The sequence below is a fragment of the Microbacterium sp. ARD31 genome, assembly GCF_031844425.1.
In genome coordinates, this window is record NZ_JAUZVE010000026.1 from 17,890 (window position 1) to 39,493 (window position 21,604).

General features: G+C 72.7%; 24 protein-coding genes and 1 tRNA gene. 5 read left to right on the plus strand and 20 right to left on the minus strand.

Features of this window, described 5'->3' with window-relative positions; all coding sequences use genetic code 11:
- Positions 1-14 precede the first annotated feature (14 nt).
- The 5 genes from Q9S36_RS35100 to Q9S36_RS35120 all read right to left on the minus strand — a co-directional run bounded on the left by Q9S36_RS35100 (position 15) and on the right by Q9S36_RS35120 (position 3,374).
- Positions 15-1,823 (minus strand): ABC transporter ATP-binding protein, encoded by a 1,809-nt coding sequence (locus Q9S36_RS35100; protein WP_311289428.1) that lies wholly within the window; start codon positions 1,821-1,823, stop codon positions 15-17.
- Between the two features lie 55 nt (positions 1,824-1,878).
- On the minus strand, positions 1,879-2,487 hold the full coding sequence (locus Q9S36_RS35105) for an HAD family phosphatase (protein WP_311289429.1): 609 nt from the start codon (positions 2,485-2,487) through the stop codon (positions 1,879-1,881).
- Between the two features lie 27 nt (positions 2,488-2,514).
- A complete protein-coding gene (locus Q9S36_RS35110; protein ID WP_311289430.1) occupies positions 2,515-2,670 on the minus strand; it encodes a hypothetical protein in 156 nt (51 codons plus the stop codon).
- A 94-nt stretch (positions 2,671-2,764) separates the two neighbouring features.
- Positions 2,765-2,836, minus strand: a tRNA-Val gene (locus tag Q9S36_RS35115).
- A 49-nt stretch (positions 2,837-2,885) separates the two neighbouring features.
- Positions 2,886-3,374, minus strand: a complete 489-nt coding sequence (locus tag Q9S36_RS35120; protein WP_311289431.1) for a PGPGW domain-containing protein — start codon at positions 3,372-3,374, stop codon at positions 2,886-2,888.
- 167 nt (positions 3,375-3,541) lie between these two features.
- Here Q9S36_RS35120 and Q9S36_RS35125 point away from each other — a divergent pair, with 167 nt between their 5' ends.
- Positions 3,542-3,976 carry an SsgA family sporulation/cell division regulator gene (locus Q9S36_RS35125; RefSeq protein ID WP_311289432.1) on the plus strand — a complete coding sequence of 145 codons (435 nt, stop codon included), beginning with the start codon at positions 3,542-3,544 and terminating at the stop codon, positions 3,974-3,976.
- Between the two features lie 30 nt (positions 3,977-4,006).
- Here Q9S36_RS35125 and Q9S36_RS35130 read toward each other — a convergent pair whose 3' ends face one another.
- The 9 genes from Q9S36_RS35130 to Q9S36_RS35170 form a co-directional block, all read right to left on the minus strand.
- On the minus strand, positions 4,007-5,812 hold the full coding sequence (locus Q9S36_RS35130) for an ABC transporter ATP-binding protein (RefSeq protein WP_311289433.1): 1,806 nt from the start codon (positions 5,810-5,812) through the stop codon (positions 4,007-4,009).
- Positions 5,809-7,641, minus strand: a complete 1,833-nt coding sequence (locus tag Q9S36_RS35135; RefSeq protein WP_311289434.1) for an ABC transporter ATP-binding protein — start codon at positions 7,639-7,641, stop codon at positions 5,809-5,811. Before Q9S36_RS35135 ends, Q9S36_RS35130 begins: the two co-directional genes overlap by 4 nt.
- Before the next feature lie 120 nt (positions 7,642-7,761).
- A complete protein-coding gene (locus Q9S36_RS35140) occupies positions 7,762-8,505 on the minus strand; it encodes an amino acid ABC transporter ATP-binding protein (RefSeq protein WP_311289435.1) in 744 nt (247 codons plus the stop codon).
- A complete protein-coding gene (locus Q9S36_RS35145; protein ID WP_311289436.1) occupies positions 8,502-9,380 on the minus strand; it encodes an amino acid ABC transporter permease in 879 nt (292 codons plus the stop codon). Before Q9S36_RS35145 ends, Q9S36_RS35140 begins: the two co-directional genes overlap by 4 nt.
- The gene (locus Q9S36_RS35150; RefSeq protein ID WP_311289437.1) at positions 9,380-10,270 is read right to left on the minus strand and encodes an ABC transporter substrate-binding protein; all 891 of its coding nucleotides are present in this window, start codon (positions 10,268-10,270) and stop codon (positions 9,380-9,382) included. Before Q9S36_RS35150 ends, Q9S36_RS35145 begins: the two co-directional genes overlap by 1 nt.
- A 27-nt stretch (positions 10,271-10,297) precedes the next feature.
- On the minus strand, positions 10,298-11,071 hold the full coding sequence (hisF, locus tag Q9S36_RS35155; RefSeq protein WP_311289438.1) for an imidazole glycerol phosphate synthase subunit HisF: 774 nt from the start codon (positions 11,069-11,071) through the stop codon (positions 10,298-10,300).
- Positions 11,068-11,520 (minus strand): NUDIX hydrolase, encoded by a 453-nt coding sequence (locus Q9S36_RS35160; protein ID WP_311289439.1) that lies wholly within the window; start codon positions 11,518-11,520, stop codon positions 11,068-11,070. The genes hisF and Q9S36_RS35160 overlap by 4 nt, the downstream gene beginning before the upstream one ends.
- Positions 11,517-12,263: a bifunctional 1-(5-phosphoribosyl)-5-((5-phosphoribosylamino)methylideneamino)imidazole-4-carboxamide isomerase/phosphoribosylanthranilate isomerase PriA gene (gene priA / locus Q9S36_RS35165; protein ID WP_311289440.1), complete on the minus strand. Its 747-nt coding sequence runs from the start codon at positions 12,261-12,263 to the stop codon at positions 11,517-11,519. Before priA ends, Q9S36_RS35160 begins: the two co-directional genes overlap by 4 nt.
- A gap of 62 nt (positions 12,264-12,325) precedes the next feature.
- The gene (locus tag Q9S36_RS35170) at positions 12,326-12,748 is read right to left on the minus strand and encodes a hypothetical protein (RefSeq protein WP_311289441.1); all 423 of its coding nucleotides are present in this window, start codon (positions 12,746-12,748) and stop codon (positions 12,326-12,328) included.
- A gap of 118 nt (positions 12,749-12,866) precedes the next feature.
- On the opposite strand from Q9S36_RS35170, the gene Q9S36_RS35175 reads away from it, so the two are divergent.
- Positions 12,867-13,904: an NAD-dependent epimerase/dehydratase family protein gene (locus Q9S36_RS35175; RefSeq protein WP_311289442.1), complete on the plus strand. Its 1,038-nt coding sequence runs from the start codon at positions 12,867-12,869 to the stop codon at positions 13,902-13,904.
- A 4-nt stretch (positions 13,905-13,908) separates the two neighbouring features.
- Here Q9S36_RS35175 and Q9S36_RS35180 read toward each other — a convergent pair whose 3' ends face one another.
- Entirely contained in the window at positions 13,909-14,736 is an 828-nt protein-coding gene (locus Q9S36_RS35180; protein WP_311289443.1) for a hypothetical protein, read from the minus strand.
- Between the two features lie 475 nt (positions 14,737-15,211).
- Between Q9S36_RS35180 and Q9S36_RS35185 the strand changes: the two genes are divergently transcribed.
- Entirely contained in the window at positions 15,212-15,715 is a 504-nt protein-coding gene (locus tag Q9S36_RS35185; RefSeq protein WP_311289444.1) for an SRPBCC family protein, read from the plus strand.
- Here Q9S36_RS35185 and Q9S36_RS35190 read toward each other — a convergent pair.
- On the minus strand, positions 15,712-16,341 hold the full coding sequence (locus Q9S36_RS35190) for a hemerythrin domain-containing protein (RefSeq protein ID WP_311289445.1): 630 nt from the start codon (positions 16,339-16,341) through the stop codon (positions 15,712-15,714). The two genes, Q9S36_RS35185 and Q9S36_RS35190, sit on opposite strands and share 4 nt — an antisense overlap.
- A 132-nt stretch (positions 16,342-16,473) precedes the next feature.
- On the opposite strand from Q9S36_RS35190, the gene Q9S36_RS35195 reads away from it, so the two are divergent.
- The gene (locus Q9S36_RS35195; protein WP_311289446.1) at positions 16,474-17,145 is read left to right on the plus strand and encodes a hypothetical protein; all 672 of its coding nucleotides are present in this window, start codon (positions 16,474-16,476) and stop codon (positions 17,143-17,145) included.
- A 2-nt stretch (positions 17,146-17,147) separates the two neighbouring features.
- On the opposite strand, the gene hisH is transcribed toward Q9S36_RS35195, so the two are convergent.
- Genes hisH through hisD form a run of 4 tightly spaced genes read right to left on the minus strand, consistent with a single transcriptional unit; the run spans position 17,148 to position 20,837 of the window.
- The gene (hisH, locus tag Q9S36_RS35200; RefSeq protein ID WP_311289447.1) at positions 17,148-17,807 is read right to left on the minus strand and encodes an imidazole glycerol phosphate synthase subunit HisH; all 660 of its coding nucleotides are present in this window, start codon (positions 17,805-17,807) and stop codon (positions 17,148-17,150) included.
- Complete coding sequence (gene hisB, locus Q9S36_RS35205; RefSeq protein WP_311289448.1) at positions 17,804-18,412, minus strand: imidazoleglycerol-phosphate dehydratase HisB; 609 nt, start codon at positions 18,410-18,412, stop codon at positions 17,804-17,806. Before hisB ends, hisH begins: the two co-directional genes overlap by 4 nt.
- Positions 18,409-19,533: a histidinol-phosphate transaminase gene (locus tag Q9S36_RS35210; protein ID WP_311289449.1), complete on the minus strand. Its 1,125-nt coding sequence runs from the start codon at positions 19,531-19,533 to the stop codon at positions 18,409-18,411. Before Q9S36_RS35210 ends, hisB begins: the two co-directional genes overlap by 4 nt.
- Complete coding sequence (gene hisD / locus Q9S36_RS35215; protein WP_311289508.1) at positions 19,530-20,837, minus strand: histidinol dehydrogenase; 1,308 nt, start codon at positions 20,835-20,837, stop codon at positions 19,530-19,532. The genes Q9S36_RS35210 and hisD overlap by 4 nt, the downstream gene beginning before the upstream one ends.
- A gap of 95 nt (positions 20,838-20,932) precedes the next feature.
- Between hisD and Q9S36_RS35220 the strand changes: the two genes are divergently transcribed.
- A complete protein-coding gene (locus Q9S36_RS35220) occupies positions 20,933-21,598 on the plus strand; it encodes an LON peptidase substrate-binding domain-containing protein (protein ID WP_311289450.1) in 666 nt (221 codons plus the stop codon).
- The last annotated feature ends 6 nt before the right edge of the window (positions 21,599-21,604 follow it).

Consider the following 21,604-nt stretch of genomic DNA (forward strand, 5'->3'; position numbering starts at 1 on the left):
CGGAGCCCGGTCGGTCACGGACCGACCGGGCTCTGCTGTCCTGTCTGGACGCCTGTCTGGACGCGCCAGAGCGCGGCGTAGGCCCCGTCGGCCACCAGCAGGTCGTCGTGCGTCCCGGACTCGACGATCCGGCCCGCGTCGAGCACCCAGATGCGGTCGGCGTGGCGCACGGTCGAGAGCCGGTGCGCGACGACGAGGGCGGTGCAGCTCGCCGTGGCCAGGCGCAGCGAGCGCTGGATGGCGGCCTCGGTCTCGTTGTCGACCGCGCTGGTCGCCTCGTCGAGCACCAGCACGGCAGGGTCGCGCAGGAGGGCGCGGGCCAGGGCCAGGCGCTGGCGCTGCCCGCCGGACAGGGTGACGCCACGCTCCCCCACCCAGGTGTCCAGCCCGTCGGGCAGCGCCTCCACGAACTCCCAGGCCGCCGCCGCCTCGGCGGCCGCGCGGACCTGCTCGCGGGTGGCGCCCGGACGGCCGTAGGCGATGTTGTCGGCGATCGAGCCCGCGAAGAGGAAGACGTCCTGCGCGACATAGCCGGTCGAGCCGCGCAGCGAGTCCCAGTCGAGGCCGCGGACGTCCTGCCCGTCGAGCAGCACCCGGCCGGAGCGGGGGTCGTCGAAGCGCAGCACGAGCCTCAGCAGCGACGACTTGCCGGACCCCGTGGTGCCGACGATCGCGTGGGTCTCGCCGGCCGGGACGACGAGGTCGAGGTCGTGCAGCACGTCCGGCCCGTCCCCGTACCCCGCGCGGACTCCGCGCAGCTCGATGCGTCCCCGGACGGGCCGCTCGAGCGCGCGGGCGCCGGCCGGCACGGTCACAGGTACGTCGAGCAGGCCGAGGATGCGCGCCGCGGAGGCCCGTCCGCGCTGGTACAGGTCGAGCACCTCCGCGACCTCGGTGAGCGGCCACAGCAGCCGCTGCGTCATGAACACCAGCACCGAGTAGAGCCCGACGGCGAGGTCGCCGCGCAGAGCGGCCCAGCCGCCGAGCAGGAGGGTGCACGTGAACCCGGCGAGGATCGCCATCCGCACCAGCGGCACGAACGCCGCCGAGGAGCGGATCGCGTCGGTGTTGGCCACGCGGTAGGCCTGCGAGACGGCCGCGACGCGGTCCCGCTCGCGGTCCTCGGCGGTGAAGGCCTTGATCGTCGCGATGCCGGACAGGTTGGTGCTCAGCGTGCTCGACAGGTCGGCGACCGCCACCCGGACCCGGTCGTAGAGCGGCTCGAGCCGGCGCTGGAAGACCAGCGAGCCGACCACGATCACCGGGATGGGCAGGAACGCGAGCACGAGGAGCTGCGTCGAGGCCGCGGCGAACACCGCCCCGACCAGCAGCACGTTGAGCGCAGTCTGGAGGATCGCCGGCGCGCCGACGTCGAGGAAGCGCTCGAGCTGGTTGACGTCGTCGTTGAGGGTCGCCAGCGTCGACCCGGCCGGGCGCGTCTCGTGCCAGCCCAGGTCGAGGTGCTGGACGTGGTCGTAGGCCTCCACGCGCAGGTCGTGCTCGACGCCCTGGGCGAGGCCGCGCCACAGCACGCTGGCGACGTACTCCGACACGGACTCGACCACCCACACCACCACGTTGAACGCGGCCAGCCAGCCCAGCTGGGCGTAGCGCGACTCCACCCCGAGCACCTCGCCGACGAAGGAGGCGTCGCCACGGACGACGACGTCGACCGCGGCCCCGATGAGCAGCTCCGGCACGATGTCGGCCACCTTGTTGACCGTCGACGCCGTCACCGCGAGGACGAACCGGCTGCGGTAGGCGCCGTACCTCCGCCACAGGGCACGCAGGGGCTGGACCGGGGAGGCGACGGGCGCGGGCACGCGCCAAGGTTAGGTGAGCCTTACCCGCTGCGGCGCATCCGCGCCACCGGGACGCTCAGCCGAGCGCGGCGATGATCCGCTCCATCTCCGCGATGGAGGCAGCGGTGTCGACGTGGTGCACGGCGTGCCAGCCGGCAGCGCGGGCCGCGTCGACGTTGGCCTCGACGTCGTCGAGGAACAGCACCTCGTGGGGCTCGACGCCGAGGCGGCGCGCGGTGAGCGCATAGGCCTCGGGGTCGGGCTTGGCCACGCCGACCTCGTGGCTGTAGACGATGTCGTCGGTCACCTGCTCGAAGCCGTGGCAGCGCTCCCGCTCGCGGGCGCCGGGTCCGGAGTTGGACAGGATGCCCGTACGACGCCGGCCGCGCTGCGCAGCGAACCACTCGAGCAGCGGTCGGTCGAGCGTGCCGACGTACCAGCGCCAGTAGTCCTCGACGAGCTCGTCGACCTGGTCGTCGTCGAGGCCCAGCGCGCGCTGCCACTCAGCGCGGACCTCGGCCTCCGTCGCGCCGCCCGTGACCGCGTCGCCCGGGAGCCCGGCGAGGCCGCCCGCGACCGCACCGGGCGCGAGCCCGAGCCTGGCCTCCGCCGGCCCCGGGAACACGTCGTCGTCGATGACCTCGAGGACTCCCCCGATGTCCAGCACCACCGCCCTGATCGCCACGGGAGGACGATGCCACGGATGCGGGCGTCACGCGGCGCCGAGCACGGTGTGGCAGCTGCTGCAGCGCCGGAGCGGCTTGCCCGGCGGCTCGAGCAGGTGACGACGCTCGCGCCACTCGTAGGCGTCCGTGCCGCCGCACGCCGGGCACGAGCCGGTGGTGTCCTCGTCGGTGCGCTCCACCACCACTGGTTCCCGGGGCGGGCCGGTCGCATGCGGGCAGACGTGCAACGGGCCCCGACCGGCGATCTCTCGCTGGTCGGGGCCCGGTTGCTCTCGGTGGGCGATACTGGGTTCGAACCAGTGACCTCTTCGGTGTGAACGAAGCGCGCTACCACTGCGCCAATCGCCCGAGACGCCGGAACGATATCCCATGGCGGGACCGGACCGGGAATCAGGGGTCACCTGCGTGCCGAACGCTCCTGGTCGTTCTCCTCGATCTCGCGGCTGAGCTGGTCGACCGCGTCGGCGTCGCCGTGGAAGCGCCGGTAGCTGTAGACGATCAGCGCGAGGGCGATGATCGCGGACAGGACCTGGGTCACGCCCGTCCAGATGCCACCCGGCAGCCACCACGTGTCGGAGAGCGGCCACCAGTCCGGCGACGGCGGCTTCATGATCCACAGCACACCGCAGCCGGCGAGCACGAGCGCGCCCAGGCAGGACGCGATGATCCGCGGCCAGGTCTCCACGCCCTCAGCGGCGCCCTTGAGGGCGCGCAGCCGGACCGGCTCCACGCGTCGCTCGGCCCAGTCGTACTGCTGGGAGAGCAGCGCGAGACCGGCGAAGATGCCGAGCAGGCCGGGGCCGGGCAGGAAGATCGCGGCGATGCCCAGGAGCAGCAGGACCCAGCCGAGGACCTCGAGAACGATGCGCTTGGCTGCCCCCGTCATGGGGAGACCCTAGCGGGCGTACCCAATGCGCCGCGCGCTCGTTGTCATGGGTGAGGACGATCCGCCTGTCTGGACCGCCTCGGATCATTTTTCGCCATTCCGCATCACGAAGGTGCTGCGGTGTCGTCTCATGAGCATCCGAGCGAGGAACCCCCGAAGGAGCCTTGATGAACATGTCCGGTGGCGGGCACACACTGGCCGATGTCGCGTTGGACATCACCGTCGAGTGCATGGACGACCGTGGCATCCGCCACGAGATCGACACCGTGCTCGGCTACCGGCGCAACGACCCCTTCGCCGTGTCGATGACGTTCGTGACGGGCGAGGGCAACCTCGTGTGGACCTTCGGCCGCGACCTGCTCGTGCGGGGCGTCCACTCCCCCACCGGCGACGGCGACGTCCACGTCTCCCCGGCCGTGAGCTTCACCGGCCGCGCCATGGTCAGCATCGAGCTCAGCTCGCCCGACGGCCACCTGGTCCTGCTGGCCCGCTCGACCGACGTCAACGACTTCCTGTCCCGCACCGCGGCGGTCGTCCCCCCCGGCCACGAGTCGGAGCACTTCGACGTCGACATGCTCATCAGCCAGGTCCTGGCCTCCTGAGCTCCTGGGCCTCTTGAGCCAGCGGCACCGCTACTGACGCGAGTGCTGCGCCACCCAGCTGGCGTGCAGCCCGGCGTAGACGCTGCCCGGCTGCGTGACCAGCTCGGCGTGGGGCCCGCGCTGCACGACACGACCCTTGTCGACCACGATGACCTCGTCCGCACCCTCTGCCGTGGAGAGCCGGTGGGCGATCGTCACCGAGGTCCGCGCCTGCATGAGCCGCTCCAGCGCGCGCCCGATCTGCATCTCCAGCGCCGGGTCGACGGCACTGGTGGCCTCGTCGAGCACGAGCAGGTCGGGATCGGCGAGGTGCGCGCGCAGCAGCGCGACCAGCTGACGCTCGCCGGCCGACAGCGACTCGCCGCGCTGTCCGACCTGGGTGGCGAGCCCGCGTGGGAGCCCCGCCAGCCAGTCGTCGATGCCGAGCTCGACCGCCGAGGCGCGGATCTCGTCCTCGGTGGCGTCGAGCTTGCCGTAGCGCACGTTGGCGGCGATGGTGTCGTCGAAGAGGAACCCCTCCTGCGGCACGAGGACCACGCTGCGGCGCAGCGACCGCGCGTCGATGCGGCGTACGTCGACCCCGTCGAGGAGGACCGCCCCCTCGACCGGGTCCATCAGGCGGGTGAGCAGCTTGGCGAAGGTCGACTTGCCGGAGCCGGTCTCGCCGACGATCGCCACGCGGGTGCCGGCCTCGATCACCAGGTCGACGTCGCGCAGCACGGGCGGGCCGTCGGGGTAGGCGAAGGTGACGTCGTTGAACCGGACGTCGATGGGCCCGCGCGGCAGCTGCTCGCCCTCGGGGCCGGGGTCGACGAGGTCGGCGGGTGTCTCGAGGATGCCCAGCACCCGGCGCCAGCTGGCGATGGCGTTCTGGGCGTCGGTGAGGATCTGCGTGCCCATCTGGACCGGACCGACGAACAGCGTCACGAGGAACGCGAAGGCCAGCACCTTGCCGGGCGTCATGTCGCCGGTGAAGCCGAGGAGCACGCCGACGACGATCACACCGGCGTTCGCGAGGCCGGCCGAGAGCCCGCCGAGCGAGAACGAGGTCACGGTGTAGGTCTGGGCGTGGGTGTAGGCGTCCTGCCAGTCCTGGATCGCGGTGTCGATGCGCTTCTGGGTGCGGTCCTCGACGCCGTAGGAGCGGACCACGGCGGCGCCGACGACCGGCTCGGAGATCGCACCGAGCAGCACGCCCACCTGGTGGCGTACGACGGTGTAGGCGGCCGAGAGCTTCTTCTGGAACCAGCGGATGGACAGGAACAGCGGGGCGAACGCCAGCCAGACGACCAGCGCCAGCTCCCAGCTGTAGACCACCATCAGCACCGTCGCCACCAGCACCTGCCCGACGCTGACCACGAAGATCAGGCCGCCGAAGACGAGGAACTGGCTCACCTGGTCGACGTCGGAGGTCACCCGCGAGACGAGGGCGCCGCGGCGCTCGGTGTTCTGGGTGAGCAGCGGGAGGTCGTGCACGTGGCGGAACGCCTTGGTCCGCAGCGTCGCGAGTCCGCGCTCGGAGGTCGTGAAGAGCCGGCTGGTCATGAGGTAGGAGGCCCAGCTGGTCACGCCGATCGCGAGGGCGGCGAGCAGGCCCATCCAGGCGACGTAGTCCAGGCGGGGTCCGTCGGGACCGTTGAGCCCGCGGTCGAGGGTCTGCTGCACGGCGATCGGGACCACGACCTGCCCGCACGAGGCGAGCACGGCGAGCACCAGGGTGAGGCCGATGCCCTCGCGGAGCTCGGGTGAGTACTTCATGCCGAGGCGGAGGGTCGCGACGGCGCCGATGTCCTCGCCGGTGTCCATCCGGGTTCCGGAGGCGGCGGTGGCGCTCATGGTCGGCTCCCCTCGTCGACGGTGGGTCCGGGGTCGGCGTCGAGCGCCCGGTCGGTCTCGTAGGCGTTGACGAGCTGGGCGTAGGCCGGGCTGGTCCGCAGCAGCTCGGCATGGGTGCCGCGCCCGACGATGCGGCCCTCGTCGAGGTGCACCACCTCGTCGGCGAGGGAGATCGTCGCCTTGCGGTAGGCCACGACGACCAGTGAGGCCGCCGACCCGTCCTCGTCACGACCGTCGCGCAGCGAGGCGAGGATGCGCGCCTCAACCTCCGGGTCGACCGCCGAGGTGGCGTCGTCGAGGATCAGCAGGCGCGGGCGGCGCACGAGCGCGCGGGCGAGCGAGAGCCGCTGGCGCTGGCCTCCGGAGAGCGAGGTGCCGCGCTCACCCAGCTTGGTGTCGAGGCCCTCCGGGAGCGCGGCGACGAAGCCGTCGGCCTGGGCGGTGCGCAGCGCGGCCCAGACGTCGGCGTCGGGCACGTCGGCACCGAGCGTGACGTTGCCGCGGACGGTGTCGTCGAACATGAACGCCGTCTGCGGGACCAGCGCGACGTCGCGGGGCAGCTCGCCCTTGCGCAGCGTCGTCAGGTCGTGGCCGTCGAGGCTGATCCGGCCGGCGTCGGGGTCGACGAGCCGCGTCATCAGGCTGGTCAGCGTGCTCTTGCCGGAGGCGGTCGCACCGACGAGCGCGACGGTGCGACCCGGCCGGACGTCGAAGTCGACGCCGCGCAGCAGCGGCGCCTCCGGGTCGTAGGAGTAGTGGAGGTCCTCGACCTCGAGCAGGGCCCCCGTGGTCGCGGGAGGAAGCCGGTCGTCGCCGTAGGCCATGCTGCCGGTCGCGTCGAGGACCGCCTTGGCGCGGCGGTAGCCGACGACCGAGCGCGGGAACTCGCCGAGCAGCCACCCGATGGCGCGGATGGGGAAGGACACGATGGTCAGGAGGTAGGCGACGGTCACCACGTCACCGGCCTCGGTCGCGCCGCTCGCCACCCGGGAGACGCCAACAGCGAGGACGACGAGCACGCCGAGGTTGGGCAGGCTGGCGAGGGTGGGGTCGAAGATGGCCCGGAACCGGCCGGCGCGGATGTTGACGTCGCGCAGCTCGTGGGCCTTGGCCCGGAAGCGGTCGGTCTCCTCGACCTCGCGGCCGAGGGTCTTGACGACCATCGCGCCGTCGAAGGACTCGTGGGCGATCTCGCTGACCTCGGCGCGCAGGCCCTGGGCCCGGGTCATCAGCGGGGAGGAGTAGTGCTGGTAGAGCAGGTTGGCCACGACGACCGCGGGGAACACCAGCAGTCCGACCAGGGCCATCACCACGTCGGCGAGGAACATCTGCACGACCGCGATCACCATCATCACGATCGTGCCGAGCGCCATCGGCAGCGGCATGATCGGCGACCACGCCGCCTCCACGTCGGAGTAGGCGTTGGACAGCAGCTGCCCCGTCGGGTGGCGCTGGTGCCACTCCATCGGCAGGGAGAGGTACTGGCGGGTCACGCCCCGGCGGGTGTGCGACTGCATCCGGTAGTACATGATGCCGCCGCCGAGGCGGCGCGCCACGATGCCGACGGCGCGCAGGATCGCCACGCCCATGAAGAGGGCGACGACCCAGACCAGCATGTCGGTGCCGATCTCGCCGGTGTCGAACGCCGGGATCAGGACGTGCTGGGTGGACCAGCCGAGCACCCAGGCGTCGGCCACGGTCAGGACACCGAAGAGCACCGCGCCCAGCGTGGCGACCGTGAACACGGTCGGCTCGCGCTTGATGCCGACCCACAGGACCCGGAAGCCGTCGAGAGTGGTGGTGCCCCGCAGCTCCGCGTCCTCGCCCACCGGTGTCGCCCGCCCCCTCGCCTCGTCTGTCCCGCGTCTCACCGCGTCGGTTGCCCTGCGCAACCACCCGGTCGGGTCAGGCTATTCCCCGGCACCGACAGCGGACGAATCGGATGGCGCTCAAGCCCGGATGCGCGACAGGAACGCGCGGGTGCGCTCCTGCTGCGGGTCGCCCAGCACCTGCTCGGGGCGGCCCTGCTCGTGGATCCGGCCGTCGTGGAGGAAGCACACCTGGTCGGCGACGTCCCGGGCGAACCCCATCTCGTGGGTGTTCAGCACCATGGTGACCCCCTCGCCCTTGAGCTCGGTGAGCAGGTCGAGGACCTCGCCGACCAGCTCCGGGTCGAGCGCCGAGGTGACCTCGTCGAGCAGCATCAGACGGGGGTTGGCCACCAGCGCGCGGGCGATCGCCACCCGCTGCTGCTGGCCGCCCGACAGGTCGTCGGGCCGCGCGCCGGCCTTGTCGGCCAGCCCCACCCGCTCCAGCATCGCCAGGCCGCGCGTGCGCGCCTCGTCGGCCGCGACGCCGTGCACCAGGCGCAGGGCGAGGGTGACGTTGCCGATGACGTCGAGGTGCGGGAACAGGTTGTAGGCCTGGAAGACCATGCCCATCCGGGAGCGCACCTCGTCACCGTCCACCCGCGGGTCGGTGATGTCGCGTCCCTCGAAGGTGATGACGCCGTCGTCGACGACCTCGAGCAGGTTGATGCAGCGCAGCAGGGTCGACTTGCCCGACCCCGACGCACCGATGAGCACCACGCACTGGCCCGGCTGCACGCTGAGGTCGACCTCGCGCAGCACCACGTGGTCGCCGAAGGACTTGCGGACCTTCGACAGGGTGAGCACGTCGTGGGGTGTGTTCACAGATGACCTCCCGCGCCGTGGTAGCCCTTCTTCCGGGCGTACCGGTCGGTCAGCCGCGCCATCGGGATGGTGAGGCAGCAGAACAGCACGCCTGCGACGACGTACGGCGTGTAGTTGAAGTCGAGCGCGGTCTCGATCTGGGCCTTGCGGATCGCGTCGGACACGCCGAGCACGGCGATCAGGCCCGAGTCCTTCTGGAGCGAGACCAGGTCGTTCATCAGCGGCGGGATCACCCGGCGCCAGGCCTGCGGCAGCACGACGTGGCGCAGCGTCTGGCCGTAGGAGAGCCCGAGCGAGCGGCCGGCCAGCCGCTGGCTGGGGTGCACCGACTCGATGCCGGCGCGGAACACCTCGGCGACGTAGGCCGAGTAGGACAGCACCAGCGCGGCGCCTCCCCAGAACAGCGGCGAGGTCGGCAGCCCCTGGAGGCTGAGCGCCGGGCCGCCGAAGCCGAGCAGGAAGATCACCAGCAGCAGCGGCAGGCCGCGGAAGACGTCGACGTACGCCGTCCCGAGCAGGCGGAGCGGGAACGCGACGGGCCCGCGCAGGGTGCGCACGACCGCGACGGTGAGGCTGAGCACGAGGATCAGCAGCCAGCACACCACCATCACGCGGATGTTGAGCCACAGTCCGTCGAGCACCGCCGGGAACGACGAGACGGCCTTGTCCCAGTCGAAGTACGTCTCCTGCACCCGGTCCCAGCCGGGCGAGCTGACGACCGCTCCGCCGATCGCGCCGAGCAGCAGCAGCGTGCTGCCCGCCGCGATGACGGCGCTGCGCAGGGTCCGTCGACGCCGCCACTCGTCCCGCTCGCGCTGGACCGGCGAGGGCTGCCAGTCGGCCTCAGGGGCCGTGGCGGCCACCTGGTCGGCCATCAGGACAGCTCGGGGGCGCCCTGCTGGGCCAGCCACTCCTGGTTGATCTGGTCGAGGATGCCGTCCTCCCGGAGCGCGTCGACCGCGGTCGAGATGCAGTCGGTGAGGGGGCTGTCCTTGGCCAGCACGGCGCCGAACTGCTCCGGCTCACCCTCGGGCAGCGGGAGCTGGCCGACGATCATGCCGTCGTCGAGCTGGACCGCGGTCATGTAGTAGGCGGTGGGCAGGTCGACGACGATGCCGTCGATCTGGCCGTTCTTGAGCGCCTGCACGGCCTGGTCGTTGGTGTCGAAGACCGCCGGCTCCTCCGACGGCTGGACCTGGTCGGTGATCGCGGTGTAGCTCGTGGTGCCGACCTGGGCGCCGAGCTTGGCGTCCGCGAGGTCGGCGAGGCTGGTCGCGCCGTCGATGGCGCTGCCCTTGTTGGTGATGACCGTCTGGACGACGTCGTAGTAGCCCGAGGAGAAGTCGACGGCCTTGCGGCGGGCCTCGGTGATCGAGACCTGGTTGACGTCGAAGTCGAAGTCCTTCGGTCCGGGCTGGACGACCTTGTTGAAGGGCACCTTCACCCAGGCGACCTGGTCCTGGGTGTAGCCGAGCTGCTCGGCGATGGCGTACGCCACGGCGGACTCGTAGCCCTGGCCGTTGGTCGGGTCGTTGTCGACGAACCAGGGCTCGTAGGCCGGGTCGTCGGTGGCGATGGTCAGGGTGCCGTCGGCCACGGTCTCCATGGTGTCCGGCGTGCAGGACTCGGCGTCGGGGGACGCCGAGCCCGACGCCTCGTTCGCGGCGTCGGTGCCGCTGTCGGCCTCGTCGGTCGGGGCGCAGGCGGTGAGGGCGAGCGCCGCGGCAAGCGCGGCGACGGCGAGGGGCCGGGAGGTCTTCAGCATGGCCGAATCCTACGACTCCACTCGACTTCAGCGGACCGGATGACCCGCCGTGGACAGACCGGCCTTGACGTCGCGGATGCTGAGGGTGCCGAAGTGGAAGACCGTGGCCGCCAGCACGGCGTCGGCGCCCGCCTCGACGGCCGGCGGGAAGTGCTCCACGGCGCCCGCTCCCCCGCTGGCGATGACCGGGATCGACACCTCGCGGCGCACGGCGCGGATCAGCTCGAGGTCGAAGCCGTCGGTCGTCCCGTCGGCGTCCATCGCGTTGAGCAGGATCTCGCCCGCACCGAGCTCGGCGGCGTGCACGGCCCACTCGATCGCGTCGAGGCCAGCGCTCTTGCGCCCTCCGTGGGTCGTGACCTCGAAGCCGCTGTCCGTGCCCGGCTGGTCGGGGCGAGTGCGGCGGGCGTCGACGCTCAGCACCAGCACCTGGTTGCCGAACCGGTCGGCGATCTCGGCGACGAGCCCCGGCCGGTGGATCGCCGCCGTGTTGACGGCCACCTTGTCGGCACCCGCGCGCAGCAGCCGATCGACGTCCTCGACGCTGCCGACACCACCGCCGACCGTCAGCGGGATGAACACCTCCTCGGCGCAGCGGCTGACCACCTCCATGGTCGTCGCGCGGCCCTCGTGGGAGGCGGAGATGTCGAGGAAGGTCAGCTCGTCGGCGCCCTCCGCGTCGTAGAGGCGGGCCAGCTCGACCGGGTCGCCGGCGTCGCGGAGCTCCTGGAAGTTCACGCCCTTGACCACCCGGCCACCGTCGACGTCGAGGCAGGGGATGACGCGGACCGCGAGGCTCATCGCTGCGCCATCCGCTCGCGTCGGGCCGCCAGGGCGATGTCGACGATCTCGGCGCGTGGCTGGCCCTCGAGGTCGGCCAGGGGCACCCACGCGGCGTGGTCCGTGGACCCGTCGACCTCGGTGGTGCCCAGCTCGCCACCGGTGATGGTCGCCTCGAAGACGAACCGCTGCGAGCGGAACCAGCCGTCGAACGTGCGGCCCCGCGCGGTGAAGTGGTGCTCGGCGAGGAGCGGGCCCAGTTCGACGTGGTAGCCGGTCTCCTCGAACACCTCGCGCACAGCGCCGTCGAGCACCGGCTCGTCGAAGTCGATCCCGCCGCCGGGCAGCGACCACTCCGGGTCGCTGTGGCCCTCGCCGTTCCACCACGCGAGCAGCACCCGGTCCTGGTCGTCGACCATCAGGACGTACGCCGCCAGGCGGGTGTGGTACTCCGTGAACTCCATGCTCATGACCCCCTCGTCAGCGCGAGCGCGTCCTCGAGGGTGAACCGGCCCTCGTAGAGAGCGGTCCCGGCGATCGCGCCCTCGACGCCCTCGTCGACGAGGGTCATCAGCGCGCGGATGTCGTCGAGCGTGGTGACGCCGCCGCTGGCCACGACCGGCTTGTCGGTGGCCGCGCAGACGTCGCGCAGCAGCTGGAGGTTGGGGCCCTGGAGCATGCCGTCCTTGTTGACGTCGGTGACGACGTAGCGGGCACACCCCTCCGAGTCGAGCCGGGCCAAGGTCTCGTAGAGGTCGCCGCCCTCGCGGGTCCAGCCGCGCGCCGCGAGCGTCGTGCCCCGCACGTCGAGGCCCACCGCCACGCGGTCGCCGTACGTCGCAATGGCGCGGGCGCACCACTCGGGCTGCTCGAGCGCGGCCGTGCCGATGTTCACCCGGCGGCAGCCGGTCGCCATCGCCGCCTCGAGCGACTCGTCGTCGCGGATGCCGCCGCTCATCTCGACCTGGATGTCGAGGGCCCCGACGATGCGGGCCTGGAGCTCGCGGTTGTGCCCGTGGCCGAAGGCGGCGTCGAGGTCGACGAGGTGGATCCACTCCGCCCCCGCCTGCTGCCAGCGCAGCGCCGCCTCCACCGGGTCGCCGAAGCGCTTCTCCGAGCCGTCCACGCCCTGCACGAGCTGGACGGCCTGGCCGCCCTTGATGTCGACGGCGGGCAGGAGCTCGAGGTAGGGGTCCTCCGGGGTGCTGGGCATGCCCCGATCCTAGGAGCGCCGCCCGCTCCCCCGGACCCCGCACCGGTACGGCGAGACGGCGGTCACCACCACTGTGGGTCCTCGAACCAGTTGCCGAAGTCGGAGAACGTGCCGGTGCCGAGTGCGGGAAGCAGGAGCACAGGCAGTGCCACGACGAGGACGACGAAGGCGACGAGGCCGAGCCACGGCCGACCCTTCACCCCGTGCAGCACCAGGCCGGAACCCGCCGCAGGCACCACGAACGGCAGCGAGGTAGGCAGCTGCCAGGCACACCACGCGACGACGGCGGTGTAGACGGCGATGCCCGCGAGTCGGACGCGGATCGCCCTGGCCCACGACCGCGACCGCCGGCCGGCCAAGTGGTGACGACGTACGTCTGCGATCGGCAGGTGGCATCCACGACACGATGCGGCCGTGACAGGCACGGCCTCGCCGCACAGCGGGCAGGTCAGTGCCGCTCCGGGCACCGAGCTCGTCTCAGGCACGGCGACACCGTACGTGTCAGCGCGCCTGCCCGCCGGTGGATCGGCGAAGTCGGGCGAACGCGCCCTGCGCTGCGCAGAACGAGGCGACCCGCGAGGCGTGCGAGTGATTCACTGCGGCATGCGACTCCTGATCCTCGGTGGCACCAACTTCGTCGGCCGCGCCACTGCGCTCGAAGCCCTCGCCCGCGGGCACGAGGTGACCTGCCTCGCCCGGGGGACGAAGGGCAGTCCCCCCGACGGTGCCCGCCACGTGGTCGCCGACCGCACCCGACCGGGGGCGTACGACGAGGTGGCGGGCGAGCGCTGGGACGCGGTGATCGACGTGGCGACGCAGCCAGGGCAGGTCCGCAGCGCGCTCGTCGCGCTCGCGGGCAGCACCGACCGCTGGCTCCACGTGTCGACCATCAGCGTGTACGCCGACCACTCCGTCGAGGGCGCGGACGAGACCGCCGAGCTGCTCGAGCCGCTGGCCGCCGACGAGATGGGGTCGATGGAGGACTACGGCCACGCGAAGGTTGCGTGCGAGCGCGCGGTGACCGCGGCCCTCGGGACCGAGCGGTCGTTGCTCGCGCGCGCCGGGTTGATCGGCGGTCCGGGCGACCTGTCGGGACGCACCGGCTACTGGCCCTGGCGCTTCGCGCACCCCGCCACCGACGACGGCAGCGTGCTCGTCCCGGTGGACGCGGGCTGTCGTACCGCCCTCATCGACGTCCGCGACCTGGCTGCCTGGCTGGTGCACTCGGCGGAAGCCAGGACGACCGGCGCCTTCGACGTCATCGCCAACGCCGCACCACTGGCCGAGCACCTGGCCGTGGCGCGCGAGGTGGCCGGACACTCGGGGCCGGTCGTCGAGGTCGGCCCCGAGTGGCTGGAGCAGCACGAGGTCGGCCAGTGGTACGGCCCGCGGTCCCTGCCGCTGTGGGTCGGTCCTGAGGACAGCCCGGGACTGGCCGGCCGTCCGACGTCGCGGGCGCTGGCCGCCGGACTGGTGCCGCGCCCCCTGGCCGAGACCCTGGCCGACGTGCTGGCGTGGGAGGCCGATCGGGACCAGCCGCACGGCGCCGGGCTGACGGACGAGGAGGAGCGGGAGCTGGTCGCGGCCGCGCGGGAGGTTCGTGGAACATCCGAGTCACCTGGTGGCACGAAGGCTCCCTGACGGGTCAGTCCCCCTGCCTCAACTCGCAGCGGCGCTCGCGCTCGGCGTCGCACCGGTCACGCCCCTCGCCGCCGTCTGCCCGGTCGCGGCCGCGCCCGCCGTCCAGGTGGTCGTCACCACCGCGGCCGAGGAGTGAGTCGCGCCCCGGGCCGCCGTGGAGCGCCCCGGCCCCGTGCGAGTCGACCAGTTGATCGTCCCCGCGGTCGCCGTGCAGGCGGCTCGAGGCGACGCAGTCGAAGGTGTGGGCCTCGACGTAGGAGCGCGGTCGGTTGGCCAGGTAGTCGTCGCCACCGTTGCCGTCGAGCTTGGCGAAGCACGCGGTGCTGCCGAGCGTGTTCGGCCCGTCGTCGCCGAGGATGCGCACGGAGGGAGCCACCAGGGTGACGTCCTCCAGGCCGGTGACGGTGGCGGTCCGGCTGTCGAGGAGCCAGCGTTCGCGGCCCAGGTTAATGGCCTGCCGTCCGTCCAGCTGGGCGGCGACGAGGAGGTCGCGGCCCGGTCCTGCGTCGAGGCGGCTCCCGGTCGCCACCACGTCTGCCGGCTCGACGATCACCTCGTCGTCGCCGGCGCCCATGTCGATGGTGAGGACGCGCGGTGCGTCGTCGGGCCCGGACACACACACGAGGTCGTCGCCGTCGAGCGCGTCGACGGTGTGTGCCGTACCGGTGACGATCACGTCGCGGCCGTCCGTGCCGGTGATCGTCGGCCCGGTCCCGACGATCGTCGCAGTCCTGCCCAGGCAGGTCTCGGCGGCGGCGCTCGGCCCCGTCGCAGGTGCGAGCAGGGCCAGGGCGAGCAGGCCGGCGGCGGTCAGTGACGTGGTGGCACGCATGGTTCTCCCGACAGATGTCCAGCGGAGTCGGTGAGCGACGGGATGGTCGTTCACGACCGGTCCTCCGTGTGACGGCCGCCCCGCGCCAGAAGTTGCGTGCTCCTCGCGGTCGCCACGACGTCGTACGGGATGACCAGCGCTAGTGGCGCCCCTTCTTCCGCATCGGCAGCTCGTAGGCGATCCCGTCCATCGGGTGGGTCGCCCGGTGCCCATCGCCCGCAGGATCGTCGGCATGATGTCGACCGAGTGGACCTCGGCGTGCAGGTCCCGGCTGGAGAGGCCGGCCCCGGCAAAGACGATCGGGACCTGCTGGGCAACGCTGGACGCGCCGTGGTCGCCCTTCACCGAGTGGTCGACCGCCCGGTGACCGTGGCCCGGCGCGGCTGCGCTGCCGCGAACCGCACGTAGGCGCGGCCTCACCACCCGGCAATCCCCCAGGAGGGGCACGTCGCCCGGGGCCGCTAGCGTGCTGTCCGTGATCGGCGACCGCTGGGGCGTCACGCCGGCCGAGACCCGGCTGCGCTTCGGCTGTGACGCGTTCGTGCCCGACCCGACGCTCGCGGCCTGGCGTGGGGTGACGGTGCACGCCGCGCCCGACGTCGTCTGGCGACGGCTGCGCCAGGTCCGCCTCGCGCCCTACTCCTACGACCTGCTGGACAACCTCGGCCGGAGGTCACCACGCGAGCTCCTCGACCTGCCCGACCCGGTGGTCGGTGACCCGTTCACCCGCGCGCTGGGGCGGGACCGGGGGCGGGTGCTGGCGGTGGACCCGAGCCGCGAGCTGACCGCAACCATCATGGGCGCCCGCCTGTCGTACGTCGTCCTGCCGCACACCGACGGCTCCCGGCTGGTGCTCAAGGTCGTGGCCCGGACGCACCGGTGGCTCGCCCCCGCCCTCTTGGTCGGCGACCTGGTCATGGCCCGCAAGCAGCTGCTCACGCTGAAGCGGCTGGCGGAGACGGACCGGGAGGGCGACTAGCGCCAGGCGGGGGCCACCTCGCGCCGGTAGCGGCGCGCGACGACCTTGGTCAGGATCGCGACCACGGGTGCGGGGATCGTCGACCGCAGTGCCGTGCGCTCCCGCCGGCCGGCTCCGTCGTCCATCCATGCCAGCGCGTTGGCCGCGTCGACCATGCTGGCGGGCCGCAGCTTCTTGCTCAGCGCCTTGAACTCGGGGTCGGACTCGAGGTCGCCGAGCGGCGCCTCGACGTCGCGCTCCTCGTGGTCGAGGTGCTGGTTGATCACCACGCTCGAGCTCGCCACCGCGTCGGCGGCCGCGGTCGCCCGCGCGGAGGTCGGCGCGGCGGCCACCTCCTCGATCGCGGCCGACGCCGACGCGAGGGCCTGCTTCATCGCCCCGTGCTCGGACTCCATCTGGCGCAGCAGGTCGGCGTCGACGCCGCGCTGGAGCAGGAACGGCCAGAGGATGTCGTCCTCCGCCTCGTGGTGGTGGGTGAGCTCGCGCACGAGGTTCTGCCACGCGGCGCGGACCTGCCGGGCGCGCTCGGCGTCACCGTCGCGGAGCCCGCGGAGGGCCTGCTCGGTGCGGGCCACGTCGCGGCGCACGGCAGCGTGGATGATCTGGTTCATGCTCATCTCGGCCATGCCGGGACGCTAGCCGCGCGCGGTGGGACACCTCGACCCAGTTTCTGGGGAACCTCGGGCGGACCTCGGCGGTTCGCGGGACACCACGACGCGGTCGCGGCAGGATCCTCCCGACGACCCAGGGGGATCCACATGAGGCACGCCGCCGTCCGCACGCTCACCACCGTGGCACTCGCCTCGTCGCTGGTCGGCCTCACGGCCGGCCCGGCGTCCGCCGACCGCTGGTGGGGTGCCGACCGGTCCGCGGACGTGCGGCAGTCGTCGTACTCCCCCGACCCGCCCCCGTGCGGCACCTTCTCCGCCGTGACCACACCGCAGGACGCGTCGACCGACATCGTCGGGCTCTCCGTCCGGCACGAGGGCGACACCGTCGAGCTGCGCGCGCACCTGCGCAACCTCACCGGGTGGGGCGACCGGTGGGTCAGCTTCGAGATCCAGACCGACAGGCGTCCCTACTCGGTCGACATCACCCGCAACCCCGCCAGGGACTCCGAGGACCTGTGGCTGATGGACGCCTCCGACGTCCCCTCTCCCCCGGACGAGTGCGGGAGCTACGCGACCATCAACTTCGGTGTGCCCTGCGAGGGGATGACCGCCGATGCGTCGTCGCGCGACGACCACGTCTCCGTCGTCATCCCCCGGTCCTGCCTCGGCTCGCCGCGCTGGGTCGAGGTCGGCCTGCGGTCCTCCCGGACCGTCGGCGACCGCTACCGCTTCGACACCTGGCGGCGCCCGGAGATCGACCCGACGCCCACCAATTCCCTGCTCGGGCCGCTCGGCCCACGGGTGCGGCACAGCCGCTGAGGTCAGCGCCGCAGCGACGCCACCCAGTTGCGCAGCAGGGCCGCGCCGGCGTCGCCGGACTTCTCCGGGTGGAACTGGGTGGCCGACAGGGGCCCGTTCTCGACGGCGGCGACGAACCGGTCCCCGCCGTGCTCGGCCCACGTCACCAGCGGCGCAGCCGTCCGGTCGTTGGTCACGAGCTCCCAGCGCCGCACGCCGTAGGAGTGCACGAAGTAGAAGCGCTCGTCCTCGACACCGGCGAACAGGGTGGAGCCGTCCGGCACCTCCACGGTGTTCCACCCCATGTGCGGCACGACATCAGCCTGGAGCCGGTCGACCGTGCCGGGCCACTCGTCGCAGCCCGCGGTCTCGACGCCGTGCTCCACGCCCCGGGCGAACAGGATCTGCATCCCGACGCAGATGCCCAGCACCGGGCGGCCACCGGCCAGCCGGCGGCCGATGATGCGCTCGCCCTTGATCGCCCGCAGGCCCTCCATGCAGGCGGCGTAGGCGCCGACGCCGGGCACGACCAGGCCGTCTGCCGCCAGCGCGGTGTCGAAGTCACCGGTCAGGGTGACCGACGCCCCGGCGCGCTCGACGGCTCGCACGGCCGAGCGGAGGTTGCCCGAGCCGTAGTCGAGGACGACGACCTCGGGGGCGCCGGCGTCCGACGGTGAGCTCACAGGGCGCCCTTCGTCGACGGCACGCCCGTCTCGCGCGGGTCGAGCGCCACCGCGTCGCGGAAGGCACGCGCGAAGGCCTTGAACTGCGCCTCCACGATGTGGTGCGGGTCGCGGCCGCCGAGCACGCGCACGTGCAGCGCGAGGTGGGCGTGGAACGAGATCGACTCGAAGACGTGGCGGGTCAGCGAGCCCATGTAGGGGGCGCCGGTCCCGCCGATGGCGACGTACTGCTGGCCCTCGGGCTCGCCGCTGTGCACGCAGAACGGGCGGCCGGACACGTCGACGACCGCCTGCACGATCGCCTCGTCGAGCGGGACCGTGGCGTCGCCGAAGCGCCGGATGCCGGACTTGTCGCCCAGCGCCTCGCGAAGCGCCTGGCCGAGCACGATCGCGGTGTCCTCGACCGAGTGGTGGGCGTCGATGTGGGTGTCGCCGTTGGTGTGGACGACGAGGTCGACGAGCGAGTGCCGGGCGAACGCGTCGAGCATGTGGTCGTAGAACCCGACGCCGGTCGACACCTCGGAGCGGCCGGTGCCGTCGAGGTCGACCTGGACCTCGACCTGGGACTCCTTGGTGGTGCGCGCGATCTTCGCGGTGCGGCTCATCCCCGCTCCTCCTCACTCGTCTGCCGGATCGTCTCCAGCAGTGCCTGCCTGAATGCTGCCATCTCCTCGCCGGTGCCGATCGAGACGCGCAGCCAGCCGTCGGGCCCGGTCTCGCGGATCAGCACGCCGCGGTCCAGCAGTCCCTGCCACACCGCGTGCCGGTCCGCGAAGCGGCCGAACAGCGCGAAGTTGGCATCGGAGTCGGCCACCTCGAGGCCCTGCTCGCGCAACCAGTCGACGGTGCGGTCGCGCTCGGCCCGGAGGTCGTCGACCCTGCCGAGCAGCTCGGGCGCGTGGCGCAGCGCAGCCAGCGCCGTGGCCTGAGTGACCGCCGACAGGTGGTAGGGCAGCCGCACCACCCGGATCGCGTCGCAGATCGCGGGATCGGCGGCCAGGTAGCCGAGCCGGGCACCGGCGAGGGCGAAGGCCTTGCTCATCGTGCGGCTCACGACGAGGTTGCGGTGCCGGGGCAGCAGCTCGAGGGCGCTCGGCGTGCCCGTACGGCGGAACTCGCCGTAGGCCTCGTCGACCACCACCACGCCACCGGGCTCGTAGGACGCCGCCGCCTCGCACAGCATCGACACCGCCTCCGGTGGCAGCGCCGTACCGGTGGGGTTGTTCGGGCTCGGCAGCAGCACCACCGACGGCCGGCGCGCGAGCACCAGGTCGCGCGCGGCGTCGAGGTCGAGGGAGAAGTCCTCGGCCCGGTGGCCGGTCACCCACTCGGTCATCGCGTCGCGGGCGTACTCGGGGTACATCGAGTACGTCGGTGCGAACGACAGGGCCGTCCGGCCGGGCCCGCCGAAGGCCTGCAGCAGCTGCAGCATCACCTCGTTGGACCCGTTGGCAGCCCAGACCATGTCGGCGGTGACACCCGAGCCACCCGAGGTGTTGAGGTACGCCGCAAGCCCCTCGCGCAGCGCGGTGAACTCCCGGTCGGGGTAGCGGTTCAGCGTCGCAGCCGCCGCGCCCACCGCCGCGGCGATGTCGGCCGCGGCCTCGGGCGAGGGACCGTAGGGGTTCTCGTTGACGTTGAGCTGGACGGGCACGTCCAGCTGCGGCGCGCCATACGGCTCGATCCCCCGCAGCTCCTCGCGCAGGGGTGGGAACGCCGCGCTCACCGCCCGGACTCGAATCGAGCCGTCACGGCCTGGCCGTGACCCGGCAGGTCCTCGGCCTCGGCGAGGGTGACGACGTGGTCGGCGACGTCCGCCAGCGCTGCCTGCGAGTAGTCGACGACGTGGACCGACCGGGTGAACGCGCGCACCGACAGCCCGCTGGAGTGGCAGGCGCAGCCCGCGGTCGGCAGGACGTGGTTGGAGCCCGCCGCGTAGTCGCCGAGCGACACCGGCGCCCACGGGCCCACGAAGATGGCGCCGGCGTTGCGGACGCGTGCGGCGTGCGCGGCCGCCTCGCGGGTGTGGATCTCGAGGTGCTCGGCGGCGTAGGCGTCGACCACCTCCACGCCCTGGTCCATGTCGTCGACCAGCACGATGGCGGACTGCTGCCCGCCGAGCGCCGTCGTGATGCGCTCGGTGTGCCGGGTCGCGAAGACCTGCTTGTCGAGCTCTGCCTCCACGGCGTCGGCGAGGTCGAGCGAGTCGGTCACGAGGACCGAGGCGGCCATCGGGTCGTGCTCGGCCTGGCTGATCAGGTCGGCGGCGACGAAGGACGCCTCGGCGCTGTCGTCGGCGAGGATCGCGATCTCGGTCGGTCCGGCCTCGGAGTCGATCCCGACGACGCCGCGCAGCAGGCGCTTGGCGGCGGCGACGTAGATGTTGCCGGGACCGGTCACCAGGTCCACGCGCTCGCACGGGCCCGCGCCGTGGGCGAACATGGCGATCGCCTGGGCGCCGCCGACGGCGTACACCTCGTCCACGCCCAGCAGCGCGCAGGCCGCCATGATCGTCGGCTCCGGCAGGCCGCCGCGGTCCTTCTGCGGCGGGCTGGCCAGGGCGATCGAGCGCACGCCGGCCACTTGCGCCGGCACGACGTTCATCACGACGCTGCTGACCAGCGGGGCGAGGCCACCGGGGACGTAGAGCCCGACGCGGTCGATCGGCACCTTGCGGTGGGTCACCGTGGCGCCGGGAGCGACCTGACTGGTGACGTCGTGCTCGAGCTCGGCCTCGCTGGTCGCCCGCAGCCGGCGGATCGACTCCTCCAGGGCGGCGCGGACCGCCGGGTCGAGGTCGGCCAGGGCCTGGGCCAGCGCCTCGCGGGGCACGACGATGTCGTCGCTCTCGACGCCGTCGAAGCGAGCGGAGAGCTCGGTGATCGCCTCCACGCCGCGGGCGCGGACGGCGTCGATGATGGGCTGGACCTGATGCGTGGCGGCCTCGACGTCGAACGCGGCGCGAGGCACGCTCGCGCGGTAGTCGACGGACGCCGTGCCGGCGCCCCTCAGGTCGATGCGACGGATCAGGGACATGCCTCGATTCTAGGTTCCGGGGCGGCACGCCCGGTCGGCGGCCGCGTGGGATGGACATCCGGTGCGGTCCCGGGGGCTAGGTTGGGCACGTGAGCGAGCCGCTGCCGATGTTCCCGCTGAACACCGTGGTGTTCCCCGGGATGAGCGTGCCGCTCCACGTCTTCGAGGAGCGCTACCGGATGCTCGTCAGCCACCTGCTGACCGTCGAGGACCCGGCGCAGCGCGTGTTCGGCACCGTCGCGATCCGCGAGGGGTACGAGGTCGGGGACCACGGCGCCCAGTCGGTCTACCGCGTCGGCTGCGTCCTCCAGCTCACCGAGGTCGACCGTCGCGACGACGGGACCTTCGACATCGTCGCAGTGGCGCGCGAGCGGCTCGTGCTGGAGGAGATGCAGCGGGGGGTCGACTTCCCCCAGGGCCTGGCCGCGGTGCTCGCCGAGCCGGAGGTCGACGTCCCCCAGGACCTGCTCGAGCGGGCGCGGGCCACGTTCACGGCGTTCCGCGCGGCGATGACCGAGCTGCAGGGCGACCCGTTCAGCGGGACGCTCCCCCGCGACCCCGACTACCTCGCGTGGACGCTGTCCGCGCTCGCACCACTGCCGATGGCCGAGCGGCAGGCGCTGCTCGAGGCCGACGACGCCACCGAGCGGCTCGAGCTCGTCACGCGGCTCCTGACCGAGGAGCTGCGGGCCATCAACGTCATCCCGTCGCTGCCGGCCACCCAGGTGGCCCGCACCGCCTGGTCGCCGAATTGAGACGCG